This is a genomic window from Variovorax sp. CCNWLW235 (assembly GCF_037204085.1).
Classification (GTDB): domain Bacteria; phylum Pseudomonadota; class Gammaproteobacteria; order Burkholderiales; family Burkholderiaceae_C; genus Variovorax.
Genome location: NZ_JBBCBW010000023.1, coordinates 1 through 13,235 on the forward strand (window position 1 = coordinate 1; position 13,235 = coordinate 13,235).

Here is a 13,235-nt window from a genome sequence, read left to right on the forward strand (position 1 = left end):
GTCAGCATCACCGTGAAGCTGATCAACCCGATCGCGATGGAAGAAGGCCTGCGCTTCGCCATCCGTGAAGGCGGCCGCACCGTGGGTTCGGGCGTCGTGGCAAAGATCCTCGACATCTAAGCCGAGCGTAAAGAGTACCGGAGGGGTATAGCTCAATTGGCAGAGCGTCGGTCTCCAAAACCGAAGGTTGTAGGTTCGATTCCTACTGCCCCTGCCACTTAGGTGGCACCCCGGAAAGCCCATCGTTGACCCGATGGGAGGCTAAAAAAGCCCATCGTGACCCGATGGGCTTCGGCGTCTCAAGAAGACGCATTGAATTGAAGGCCGGAAGGCCGCAGGAAATCAGCCAAACATGGCCACTTCTCAAATCGAAACCGTGAGCACGGGTGCCGACAAGGCCAAATTGGCTGTGTCGGTGCTGCTGGCAGTGGGCGCCATCGTGGCGTTCTATCTGCTCGCGCGCCAGGGCTCGCTGGTGCAATGGGCTGCGCTGCTGGTCGGCCTGGCCGCGGCTGTGGGCGCGTTCGGCAGTTCGGAGAATGGCCGCCAGTTGTGGGCCTTTGGCCGCGACTCGTGGCGCGAGGTCAAGAAGGTCGTCTGGCCGGCCCGCAAAGAAGCAATGCAGATGACGGCTTACGTGTTTGCCTTCGTGGCAATCATGTCCGTTTTCCTCTGGCTCACCGACAAGACGCTCGAATGGGTGTTTTTCGACCTCATTCTGGGCTGGAGAAAATAAATGACTGACGACGCTGTTGAAACCACGCCGAGCAGCCCGGAAGAGGAAAACACCTCCGTGCTGGCTCCCGCCGCCAACCCTGATTTGCGTTGGTACGTGGTGCATGCCTATTCGGGCATGGAAAAGGCCGTCGAACGCAACATTACCGAGCGCATCAACCGCGCCGGCATGCAGGACAAGTTCGGCCGCATCCTGGTTCCGACCGAAGAGGTGGTCGAAATCAAGAACGGCCAGAAGCGCACCACCGAGCGCCGCTTCTTCCCGGGCTACGTGCTGGTCGAAATGATCATGGACGACGAAAGCTGGCACTTGGTGAAGCACACCAACAAGGTGACGGGTTTCGTTGGCGGCGCCAAGAACCGCCCCGCCCCGATCTCGCAGAAAGAGGTCGAGGACATCGTCAGCCAGATGCAGCAGGGCACCGAGAAGCCGCGCCACAAGGTCGAGTTCACCGTGGGCGAATTCGTGCGCGTGAAGGAAGGCCCGTTCACCGACTTCAACGGCACTGTTGAAGATGTGAACTACGAAAAGAGCAAGGTCAGCGTGTCGGTCATGATTTTTGGCCGCGCAACGCCTGTGGAGCTCGAATTCGGTCAGGTCGAAAAGACCTGAGTCCCCGGTCTTCGGACCGGAACCATTTCCGGCTGCGCGTTGTCCGACTCGGCGCGCGGCCTTGATCGAAGAGTCGTTTAACCCCGGGGAGCCGCGGCGAGAGCCAAGGCGATATCACCCGCAAGGAGCAAAACATGGCGAAAAAAATCGTCGGCTTCGTCAAGCTGCAAGTGCCAGCTGGTAAGGCCAACCCATCACCACCCATCGGTCCCGCACTGGGCCAGCGTGGTTTGAACATCATGGAGTTCTGCAAGGCGTTCAACGCGCAAACGCAGAGCTACGAGCCGGGCCTGGCGCTGCCGGTGGTCATCACCGCGTTCGCCGACAAGAGCTTCACCTTCATCATCAAGTCGCCCCCGGCTGGCGTGCTGATCAAGAAGGCGATCAAGCTGGACAAGGGCTCGGCCCGTCCGCACACCGACAAGGTCGGCAAGATCACGCGCGCTCAGCTCGAAGAAATCGCCAAGACCAAGATGAAGGACCTGACGGCCGCCGATATGGACGCCGCAGTTCGCACCATCGCCGGTACTGCCCGTTCGATGGGCGTGAATGTGGAGGGCGTGTAAATGTCCAAGATCACCAAGAAGCAAAAAGCGCTCGCAGGCAAGGTCGACAGCAACAAGCTGTACCCGCTGGCTGACGCCATCGGCCTCGTGAAGGAAGCCGCCACTGCCAAGTTCGACGAATCGATCGACGTGGCCGTGCAGCTCGGCATCGACGCGAAGAAGTCTGACCAGGTCGTGCGTGGCGCCGTCGTGCTGCCCAACGGCACCGGCAAGACCAAGCGCGTGGCCGTGTTCGCCCAAGGCGCCAAGGCTGACGAAGCCAAGGCCGCCGGCGCCGACATCGTCGGCATGGACGACCTCGCTGCAATGGTCAAGGCTGGCGACATGCCTTTCGACGTCGTGATTGCCGCCCCTGACGCGATGCGCGTGGTCGGTACGCTCGGCCAGATCCTCGGCCCGCGCGGCCTGATGCCCAACCCGAAGGTTGGCACGGTGACCCCGGACGTCGCCACGGCCGTGAAGAACGCCAAGGCTGGCCAGGTTCAGTTCCGCGTCGACAAGGCCGGTATCGTGCACGGCACGATCGGCCGCCGTTCGTTCGACACCGACAAGCTGCAAGGCAACCTCGCCGCGCTGATCGACGCTCTGGTCAAGGCCAAGCCGGCGACCAGCAAGGGCGTGTACCTGCGCAAGGTGGCTGTTTCGTCGACCATGGGTCTGGGTGTCCGCGTGGACACGCAAACTATCTCGGCGAGCTAAAGAGATTTGCCCGATCCCGCAAGGGGGAGGGCAGATGTGGTGGGTCGCGGCAGCTCCGGTTGCCGCGGGCCATCCAAGACCGCTGGTGTGCAGGGCGCTGCACTTAATCGCCGGATCGATCCTTCCGGTATCCAGCGCAGATGGCGACCCCACTGCAAGGAATTTGATTTTTGTTCCGAAACAGTTGGTCGCTGCATGAAGCGCGATCCGAGGCCCCGGCCGAAGGTCGCATTAAAAGGAGTAGACCTTGAGTCTGAATCGCAGTGAGAAAGAAGCGGTCATCAGTGATGTGACCAGCCTCGCCGCTAAAGCTCAAACGCTCGTGATGGCGGAATACCGTGGCATCACGGTTGCCGATATGACCAAACTGCGCACCGAAGCTCGCAGCAAGGGTGTGACTCTCAGCGTGTTGAAGAACACGCTGGCACGCCGTGCTGTTGCTGGTAGCGCATTCGAAGTCGTCGGTGACCAGATGACCGGTCCGCTGATCTACGGCTTTTCCGAAGACGCAGTGGCCGCCGCCAAGGTGGTGGCCGACTTCGCGAAGACCAACGACAAGTTGGTGATTCGCGGTGGCGCGTTTGGCGGCAAGGTCCTGGACGTCGAGGGCGTGAAGCAACTGGCCAACATCCCATCCAAGGAAGTGCTGTTGTCGCAATTGCTGGGCTTGATGCAATCCCCGATCTCTCGTACCGCCCGCGTGCTCGCGGCGCTGGCCGAGAAGCGCGGTGGTGGCGAAGCTGCACCCGCCGATGCACCGGCAGAAGCGCAGGCCGCTTGAGCCTTGCGTTTGAAATATTCAACCCAATTGTTAGGAAACAAAAATGGCATTCGATAAAGACGCATTTCTGACCGCGCTCGACAGCATGACGGTCCTGGAACTCAACGACCTGGTGAAAGCCATCGAAGAGAAGTTCGGCGTGAGCGCCGCTGCAATGGCTGCCCCCGCCGGCGCTGGTGGTGGTGCTACCGCCGCTGCTGCCGAAGAGCAGACCGAGTTCAACGTCATGCTGATGGATGCAGGCGCGAACAAGGTTTCGGCCATTAAGGCTGTGCGCGAAATCACCGGCCTGGGCCTCAAGGAAGCCAAGGACCTGGTGGAAGCCGCTCCCAAGGCAGTCAAGGAAGGCCTGTCGAAGGCTGACGCTGAAGCCGCCAAGAAGAAGCTGGAAGAAGCTGGCGCCAAGGTGGAACTGAAGTAATTCAGACCCCCTAGAGGGCTGGAGGTGCCTGAAAAAGGCCCTCCAGCCTTTGCCGCTTTCAGAGCGCACCCAAAAGCCGGCTTGGCGCCGGCTTTCCCGGAGACCTTCAGGTCGACGGAAAAGCAAAAGCCAAGACGTTTTTTGAGTGTCTTCTGACCCCGACTGCAGAAGACCCCTTGGTTCGGGCGATGTGCAACGCATCGCTGTCCGCCAACGGCTGGTAGTGGCCAGCCGCCAAGCAGTAGTGCCTCGGCATTGCTGACAAGTCGCTGAAGATCTCAAGCTCCGGAGCTCTCATGGCCCAATCGTCCGCGTACAGTTACACCGAACGCAAGCGCATCCGAAAAAGTTTCGGTAATCGCGACAGCGTCGTCGAAATCCCCTACCTGCTGCAGATGCAGAAAGACGCGTACACCGCGTTCCTGCAAGCCGGCATTCCGCCCAAACAACGCACCGTCGAAGGCCTGCAGGCCGCGTTCGACGCAGCCTTCCCGATCGTCTCGCACAATGGTTTTGTCGAGATGAAGTTCCTCGAGTACAACCTCGCGAAGCCGGCTTTCGACGTGCGCGAATGCCAGACTCGCGGTCTGACCTTCGCCTCGGCCGTGCGCGCCAAGGTGCAGCTCATCATCTATGACCGCGAGTCGTCGACGTCGCAGTCGAAGGTGGTCAAGGAAGTGAAGGAACAAGAGGTCTACATGGGCGAAGTGCCGCTCATGACCGAAAAGGGTTCGTTCATCATCAACGGCACCGAGCGCGTGATCGTCTCGCAGCTGCACCGTTCGCCCGGCGTGTTCTTCGAACACGACAAGGGCAAGACGCACAGCTCGGGCAAGCTCCTGTTCTCGGCCCGCGTGATTCCCTACCGCGGCTCGTGGCTCGACTTCGAGTTCGACCCGAAGGACATGCTGTACTTCCGCGTCGACCGTCGCCGCAAGATGCCCGTGACGATCCTGCTGAAGGCCATCGGCCTGAACCCGGAATCGATCCTCGCGAACTTCTTCGTGAACGACAACTTCCGCCTGATGGACAGCGGTGCGCAGATGGAATTCGTTCCCGAGCGCCTGCGCGGCGAAGTCGCGCGCTTCGACATCACCGACAAGTCGGGCAAGGTCGTGGTCGCCAAGGACAAGCGCGTGACCGCGCGCCACACGCGTGAACTCGAGCAGTCGGGCACCACGCACATCAGCGTGCCGGAAGATTTCCTGGTCGGCCGCGTCATCGCGCGCAACATCGTCGACGCCGATTCCGGCGAAATCCTGGCCAAGGCCAACGACGAGCTGACCGAAGCGCTGCTGAAGAAGCTGCGCACGGCCGGCGTGCAAGACATCCAGGTGATCTACACCAACGAACTCGACCAGGGCGCGTACATCTCGCAAACCCTGCGCATCGACGAAACGGTGGACGAGTTTGCCGCCCGCGTGGCCATCTACCGCATGATGCGCCCCGGCGAGCCGCCGACGGAAGACGCCGTGCAGGCCCTGTTCCAGCGCCTGTTCTACAACCCGGACACGTACGACCTGTCGCGCGTCGGCCGCATGAAGTTCAACGCCAAGGTCGGTCGCGACGAGTCGACCGGCCCGATGGTGCTGACCAACGAAGACATCCTGGCCGTGGTCAAGATCCTCGTTGACTTGCGCAACGGCAACGGCGAAGTCGACGACATCGACCACCTGGGCAACCGCCGCGTGCGTTGCGTCGGCGAACTGGCCGAAAACCAGTACCGCACCGGCCTCGCCCGTATCGAGAAGGCCGTGAAGGAACGTCTGGGCCAGGCCGAGCAAGAGCCGCTGATGCCGCACGACCTGATCAACAGCAAGCCGATCTCGGCCGCGCTGAAGGAATTCTTCGGCGCCTCGCAGCTGTCGCAGTTCATGGACCAGACGAACCCGCTGTCCGAAATCACCCACAAGCGCCGCGTGTCGGCCCTTGGCCCGGGTGGTCTGACGCGCGAACGTGCAGGCTTTGAAGTGCGCGACGTGCACGTGACCCATTACGGCCGCGTGTGCCCGATCGAAACGCCTGAAGGCCCGAACATCGGCCTGATCAACTCGCTGGCCCTGTACGCCCGCCTGAACGAATACGGCTTCATCGAGACGCCGTACCGCCGGGTGGTGGATGGCAAGGTCACGATGGACATCGACTACCTGTCGGCCATCGAAGAAGGCAAGTACGTCATCGCCCAGGCCAATGCGGTGCTGGACAAGGACGGCAAGCTGATTGGCGACCTGGTCTCCGCGCGTGAAGCCGGCGAATCGATCCTGGTGGGGGCAGAGCGCGTCCAGTACATGGACGTGTCGCCCGCGCAGATCGTGTCGGTGGCCGCCTCGCTCGTGCCGTTCCTCGAGCACGACGACGCGAACCGCGCGCTGATGGGCGCCAACATGCAGCGCCAGGCCGTGCCCGTGCTGCGTCCTGAAAAGCCGATCGTCGGTACCGGTATCGAGCGCGTTTCCGCGGTCGACTCGGGCACCGTGGTCACGGCCACCCGCGGCGGTATCGTCGATTACGTCGACGCGACCCGCATCGTGGTGCGCGTGAACGACGCCGAAGCGGCTGCAGGTGAAGTCGGTGTGGACATCTACAACCTGATCAAGTATCAGCGTTCGAACCAGAACACCAACATCCACCAGCGTCCGATCGTCAAGCGCGGCGACAAGATCGCCAAGGGCGACGTGGTGGCCGACGGTGCATCGACCGACCTCGGCGAACTGGCTCTCGGCCAGAACATGCTGATCGCGTTCATGCCCTGGAACGGCTACAACTTCGAAGACTCGATCCTGATCTCGGAACGCGTCGTCGCGGAAGACCGCTACACCTCGATCCACATCGAGGAACTGGTGGTGATGGCTCGCGACACCAAGCTGGGTGCCGAAGAAATCACGCGCGACATTCCGAACCTGGCAGAGCAACAGCTCAACCGCCTCGACGAATCCGGCATCATCTATGTCGGCGCCGAAGTGCAGCCGGGTGACACGCTGGTGGGCAAGGTCACGCCGAAGGGCGAGACCACGCTCACGCCTGAAGAGAAGCTGCTTCGCGCCATCTTCGGCGAGAAGGCTTCCGACGTGAAGGACACCTCGCTGCGCGTGGATCAGGGCTCGCAAGGCACCGTGATCGACGTGCAGGTGTTCACCCGCGAAGGCATCACGCGCGACAAGCGCGCCCAGCAGATCATCGACGACGAGCTCAAGCGCTTCCGCCTCGACCTGAACGACCAGCTTCGCATCGTCGAAGCCGACGCGTTCGACCGTATCGAGAAGCTCCTGACCGGCAAGGTTGCCAACGGCGGCCCGAACAAGCTGGCCAAGGGCACCAAGCTCGACAAGGCCTACCTGTCGTCGGTCGAGAAGTTCCACTGGTTCGACATCCGCCCGGCGGACGACGAAGTGGCAACGCAGCTCGAGTCGATCAAGAACTCGCTGGAGCAAACGCGCCACAGCTTCGACCTCGCGTTCGAAGAAAAGCGCAAGAAGCTCACGCAGGGCGACGAACTGCCTGCGGGCGTGCTCAAGATGGTCAAGGTCTACCTGGCCGTCAAGCGCCGCCTGCAACCCGGCGACAAGATGGCCGGCCGCCACGGTAACAAGGGTGTGGTGTCGAAGATCGTTCCGGTCGAAGACATGCCTCACATGGCCGACGGCACGCCGTGCGACATCTGCCTGAATCCGCTGGGCGTGCCTTCGCGGATGAACGTGGGCCAGGTGCTCGAAGTGCACCTGGGCTGGGCCGGCAAGGGCATCGGCCAGCGCATCGGCGACCTGCTGCAGCAAGAGGCCAAGGTGGCCGAGCTGCGCAAGTTCATGGAGCAGCTGTACAACGGCTCGGGCCGCAAGGAAGACCTCAGCAAGCTGAGCGACACCGACGTGCTCGAAATGGCCGCCAACCTGCAGAGCGGCGCGACCTTCGCCACGCCGGTGTTCGACGGCGCCTCGGAAGAAGAAATCCGCGGCATGCTGAAGCTCGCCTACCCGGACGACATCGCCAAGCTCAAGGGCCTGACCGACACCCGTACCCAGGCGTATCTGTTCGACGGCCGCACCGGCGACCAGTTCGAGCGTCCCGTCACCGTCGGCTACATGCACTTCCTGAAGCTGCATCACCTGGTGGACGACAAGATGCACGCCCGTTCGACCGGCCCGTACTCGCTCGTCACGCAGCAACCGCTGGGCGGCAAGGCGCAATTCGGCGGCCAGCGTTTCGGTGAAATGGAAGTGTGGGCGCTGGAAGCTTACGGCGCCGCCTACGTCCTGCAGGAAATGCTGACCGTGAAGTCCGACGACGTGCAAGGCCGTACCAAGGTGTACGAAAGCATCGTCAAGGGCGAACACACGATCGAAGCCGGCATGCCGGAATCGTTCAACGTGCTGGTCAAGGAAATCCGTTCGCTGGGTCTCGACATCGAGCTCGAGCGTTCGTAATCAGAAGAGGAAAGAGTCACATGAAATCGCTACTCGACCTGTTCAAGCAGTTCACACCCGATGAGCATTTCGATGCCATCAAGATCGGCATGGCTTCGCCCGAGAAGATCCGTTCGTGGTCTTTCGGCGAGGTGAAGAAGCCAGAGACGATCAACTACCGCACGTTCAAGCCCGAGCGCGACGGTCTCTTCTGCGCAAAGATCTTCGGCCCCATCAAGGACTACGAGTGCCTGTGCGGCAAGTACAAGCGCCTGAAGCACCGCGGCGTGATCTGCGAGAAGTGCGGCGTTGAAGTCACGCAGACCAAGGTTCGCCGCGAGCGCATGGGCCACATCGACCTGGCCGCGCCCTGCGCGCACATCTGGTTCCTGAAGTCGCTGCCGTCGCGTCTGGGCCTCGTGCTCGACATGACCCTGCGTGACATCGAACGCGTGCTGTACTTCGAAGCCTACGTGATCACCGACCCCGGCATGACCCCGCTGAAGAAGTTCGGCATCATGTCCGAGGACGACTATGACGCGAAGCGCAAGGAATACGGCGACGAGTTCGTCGCCAAGATGGGCGCAGAAGGCATCAAGGACCTGCTCGAAGGCATCGAACTCGACAGCGAGATCGAACGCCTGCGCGGCGATCTGACCGGCTCCGAAGTCAAGGTCAAGAAGAACTCCAAGCGCCTGAAGGTGCTCGAGGCCTTCCGCAAGTCGGGCATCAAGCCCGAGTGGATGGTGCTCGACGTGCTGCCCGTGCTGCCGCCGGACCTGCGTCCGCTGGTGCCGCTGGACGGCGGCCGCTTTGCGACCTCCGACCTGAACGACCTGTACCGCCGCGTCATCAACCGCAATTCGCGCCTGCGCCGCCTGCTGGAGCTCAAGGCCCCGGAAATCATCGCGCGCAACGAAAAGCGGATGCTGCAAGAAGCGGTCGACTCGCTGCTGGACAACGGCCGCCGCGGCAAGGCCATGACGGGCGCCAACAAGCGCGCGCTCAAGTCGCTCGCCGACATGATCAAGGGCAAGAGCGGTCGCTTCCGCCAGAATCTGCTGGGCAAGCGCGTCGACTACTCGGGCCGTTCGGTCATCGTGGTGGGCCCGACGCTCAAGCTGCACCAGTGCGGCCTGCCCAAGCTGATGGCGCTCGAGCTGTTCAAGCCGTTCATCTTCTCGCGCCTCGAAGCCATGGGCATCGCGACCACGATCAAGGCTGCCAAGAAGGAAGTCGAATCCGGCACGCCGGTGGTCTGGGACATCCTGGAAGAAGTGATCAAGGAACACCCGGTCATGCTGAACCGTGCGCCTACGCTGCACCGTTTGGGCATCCAGGCGTTCGAGCCGATCCTGATCGAAGGCAAGGCGATCCAGCTGCATCCGCTGGTTTGCGCGGCGTTCAACGCCGACTTCGACGGCGACCAGATGGCCGTTCACGTGCCGTTGTCGGTGGAAGCGCAAATGGAAGCCCGCACGCTGATGCTGGCCTCCAACAACGTGCTGTTCCCGGCTTCGGGCGAACCGTCGATCGTTCCTTCGCAGGACGTGGTGCTGGGTCTGTACTACACGACCCGCGACCGCATCAACGGCAAGGGCGAGGGCCTGATCTTCTCCGACATCGGTGAAGTGCAGCGCGCGCTCGACGCCAACGAAGTCGAACTGACCGCCAAGGTCGCCGTGCGCATCACGGAGTACACCAAGGACAAGGAAACGGGTGAATTCACGCCGTCCACGTCGCTGGTGGACACCACCGTGGGCCGCGCGCTGCTGTCCGAGATCCTGCCGAAGGGCCTGCCGTTCTCGAACATCAACAAGGCGCTGAAGAAGAAGGAAATCTCCAAGCTCATCAACGTCTCGTTCCGCAAGTGCGGCCTGAAAGAGACCGTCGTGTTCGCCGACAAGCTGCTGCAAAACGGCTTCCGTCTGGCAACCAAGGCCGGTATCTCGATTGCGATCGACGACATGCTGGTGCCTGCTGAAAAGCACGGCATCATCGAGCGTTCCGCCAAGGAAGTGAAAGAGATCGAGCAGCAGTACGTCTCGGGTCTGGTGACCTCCGGCGAGCGCTACAACAAGGTGGTGGACATCTGGGGCAAGGCTGGCGACGAAGTGTCGAAGGTCATGATGTCCAAGCTGTCCAAGCAGAAGGTCATCGACCGCCACGGCAAGGAAGTGGAGCAGGAGTCCTTCAACTCCATCTACATGATGGCCGACTCCGGCGCCCGCGGTTCCGCAGCGCAGATTCGCCAGGTGGCCGGTATGCGTGGCCTGATGGCCAAGCCGGACGGCTCGATCATCGAGACGCCCATTACCGCGAACTTCCGCGAAGGCCTGAACGTGCTGGAGTACTTCATCTCCACCCACGGTGCCCGTAAGGGTCTGGCCGACACGGCACTGAAGACCGCGAATTCGGGTTACCTGACCCGTCGTCTGGTCGACGTGACGCAAGACCTGGTGGTGACAGAGCAGGACTGCGGCACGCACGGCGGCTACCTGATGCGCGCCATCGTCGAAGGCGGTGAAGTCATCGAATCGCTGCGCGACCGCATCCTCGGCCGCTCGGCTGCGGACGACGTGCTGCATCCGGAAAACCGTTCGGTGCTGCTCAAGGCCGGCGAGATGTTCGACGAAGACAACATCGAACTCCTCGAAGCCGAGGGCGTCGACGAAGTCAAGGTCCGCACGGCACTGACCTGCGAAACCCGCTTCGGCATCTGCGCGACGTGCTACGGCCGCGACCTGGGCCGCGGCGGCCTGATCAACATCGGCGAAGCCGTCGGTGTGATCGCGGCGCAGTCGATCGGCGAACCCGGCACGCAGCTCACGATGCGTACGTTCCACATCGGTGGTGCGGCATCGCGTGCGGCAGTGGCCTCGAGCGTCGAAGCCAAGTCCAACGGCACGATCGGCTTCAACGCCACGATGCGCTACGTGACCAACAGCAAGAACGAGCTGGTGGTGATTGCACGTTCGGGCGAGATCGTCATTCATGACGAACACGGCCGCGAGCGCGAGCGCCACAAGGTGCCGTACGGTGCGACCCTGGCCGTCAAGGCCGACCAGCAGATCAAGGCCGGCCACGTGCTTGCCAACTGGGATCCGCTGACGCGCCCGATCATCACCGAGTTCGCCGGCAAGACGCAGTTCGAGAACGTCGAGGAAGGCCTCACGGTCGCCAAGCAGGTGGACGAAGTGACCGGTCTGTCGACCTTGGTCGTGATCGACCCGAAGCGCCGCGGCGCTGCCAAGGTCGTGCGCCCGCAGGTGAAGCTCATCGACGCCTCCGGCGCCGAAGTGAAGATCCCGGGTACCGACCACTCGGTGACGATCGGCTTCCCGATCGGCGCCCTGGTGCAGGTGCGTGACGGCCAGGACGTGGGCCCCGGCGAAGTGCTGGCGCGTATTCCGGTCGAAGGCCAGAAGACGCGCGACATTACCGGCGGTCTGCCGCGTGTTGCCGAGCTCTTCGAAGCCCGCTCGCCGAAGGACAAGGGCATGCTGGCCGAAATGACTGGTACCGTGTCGTTCGGCAAGGAGACCAAGGGCAAGATCCGCCTGCAGATCACCGATCCGGAAGGCACGGTCTGGGAAGACCTCGTGCCGAAGGAAAAGAACATCCTGGTGCACGAAGGCCAGGTGGTGAATAAGGGCGAAAGCGTGGTCGACGGTCCGGCGGACCCGCAGGACATCCTGCGCCTGCTGGGTTCGGAAGAACTCGCGCGCTACATCGTGGACGAAGTGCAGGACGTGTACCGTTTGCAAGGCGTGAAGATCAACGACAAGCACATCGAGGTGATCGTTCGCCAGATGCTGCGCCGCGTCGTGGTCGACAACATCGGCGACACGAGCTACATCTCCGGCGAACAGGTCGAACGCAGCGAAATGCTCAACACCAACGACGCCCTGCGCGCCGAAGGCAAGATCCCCGCGACGTTCACCAACCTGCTGCTGGGTATCACGAAGGCATCGCTCTCGACCGACTCGTTCATCTCGGCTGCTTCGTTCCAGGAAACGACACGCGTGCTGACCGAAGCCGCGATCATGGGCAAGCGCGACGAACTGCGCGGCTTGAAGGAAAACGTCATCGTCGGCCGCCTGATTCCCGCGGGCACCGGCATGGCTTACCACCAAGCCCGCAAGGTCAAGGACCAGATGGACGAGGCCGAGCGCCGCGCCATCGCCGAATCGGAAGCTGCAGAGCTGGCCGGTTCGACCAGCGATGTCGACAGCACGGCCGACGCCAGCGAAGGCGCCGCGTCCGAATAAACGGCTAGCATCACCGGTCATGACCGGTATCCGACGCCCCCCGACCGCTTCCGGTTGGGGGGCGTTTTTCTTTGAGCTTTCCATGAGACGTTTTTGTCGATGAGCGTATTGCCCGACTCGCTGGCCGGCTGGCTCGTTACCGCGGTGCTGTTGTTCTGGTTCGTGGGCGCCTACAACCGGCTGGTGCGCCTGCGCGCGGCCGTGCTCCAGGCCTATGCCACGCTCGACGCGGCTCTGCGAAAGCAGCTCGACTTCGTTCAGGCCAGCATCACGGCCACCGCGCCGAAGGATGCACCGCCGGACAGCCTGTCTTCGTCCGTGGCGCCGCTGCAGGCCGCCACCACCCAGCTTGCCTCGGTGCTCGGCGCAACCCGGCTGCGTCCGCTCGATCCGGGTGCCATGGCCGCGTTGGCCACGGCGCTGCAGGTGCTGATCAACGCATGGCAGCGCCAGCATCCGGACGCGGCGGTCACTGTGTTCGATGCGGACGGCACGCTCTCGCGGCCCGCGCCGCTGCTGTCGGCCGGAATCGGCGCCGGCACAGAGGTTGCGCTGCCCGGTGCGGTCGAGCCCGTGGCATGGCCCGAGCCCTCGGCCTCGGCGGAAATTGCGCGCAGCCAGTTCAATGCGGCGGTAGGCCAGTACAACGCCGCTATCGTCCAGTTCCCGGCCTTGCTGGTGGCATGGTTGGTGCGTTTGCGTCCTGCCGCGCCTCTGCTCTGAGGCCGGTCGCGCGAAGTCGTATTTTT

9 protein-coding genes, 1 tRNA gene and 1 pseudogene are annotated in these 13,235 nt (G+C 62.6%); all 11 read left to right on the forward strand.

Annotated elements, in window-relative coordinates; genetic code table 11:
- Positions 1-120, forward strand: a pseudogene (locus tag V9L21_RS21370) (elongation factor Tu); the annotation flags it as partial.
- Positions 121-141: 21 nt separating this feature from the next.
- Positions 142-217, forward strand: a tRNA-Trp gene (locus V9L21_RS21375).
- 135 nt (positions 218-352) lie between these two features.
- Positions 353-736 (forward strand): preprotein translocase subunit SecE, encoded by a 384-nt coding sequence (gene secE, locus V9L21_RS21380; protein ID WP_157611826.1) that lies wholly within the window; start codon positions 353-355, stop codon positions 734-736.
- Positions 737-1,348: a transcription termination/antitermination protein NusG gene (gene nusG / locus V9L21_RS21385; protein ID WP_126749934.1), complete on the forward strand. Its 612-nt coding sequence runs from the start codon at positions 737-739 to the stop codon at positions 1,346-1,348.
- A gap of 134 nt (positions 1,349-1,482) precedes the next feature.
- Positions 1,483-1,914, forward strand: a complete 432-nt coding sequence (gene rplK / locus V9L21_RS21390; RefSeq protein WP_028258525.1) for a 50S ribosomal protein L11 — start codon at positions 1,483-1,485, stop codon at positions 1,912-1,914.
- Entirely contained in the window at positions 1,915-2,613 is a 699-nt protein-coding gene (gene rplA / locus V9L21_RS21395; RefSeq protein ID WP_126749935.1) for a 50S ribosomal protein L1, read from the forward strand.
- A 247-nt stretch (positions 2,614-2,860) separates the two neighbouring features.
- Positions 2,861-3,394, forward strand: a complete 534-nt coding sequence (gene rplJ, locus V9L21_RS21400; RefSeq protein WP_126749936.1) for a 50S ribosomal protein L10 — start codon at positions 2,861-2,863, stop codon at positions 3,392-3,394.
- Between the two features lie 43 nt (positions 3,395-3,437).
- Entirely contained in the window at positions 3,438-3,815 is a 378-nt protein-coding gene (gene rplL, locus V9L21_RS21405; RefSeq protein ID WP_258503826.1) for a 50S ribosomal protein L7/L12, read from the forward strand.
- A 296-nt stretch (positions 3,816-4,111) separates the two neighbouring features.
- Positions 4,112-8,236, forward strand: coding sequence for a DNA-directed RNA polymerase subunit beta (rpoB, locus tag V9L21_RS21410; protein WP_126749938.1), 4,125 nt, complete (start codon positions 4,112-4,114; stop codon positions 8,234-8,236).
- Positions 8,237-8,256: 20 nt separating this feature from the next.
- The gene (gene rpoC, locus V9L21_RS21415; protein WP_258503827.1) at positions 8,257-12,486 is read left to right on the forward strand and encodes a DNA-directed RNA polymerase subunit beta'; all 4,230 of its coding nucleotides are present in this window, start codon (positions 8,257-8,259) and stop codon (positions 12,484-12,486) included.
- A gap of 99 nt (positions 12,487-12,585) precedes the next feature.
- Complete coding sequence (locus V9L21_RS21420; protein WP_337314911.1) at positions 12,586-13,209, forward strand: lema family protein; 624 nt, start codon at positions 12,586-12,588, stop codon at positions 13,207-13,209.
- Positions 13,210-13,235: the final 26 nt, after the last annotated feature.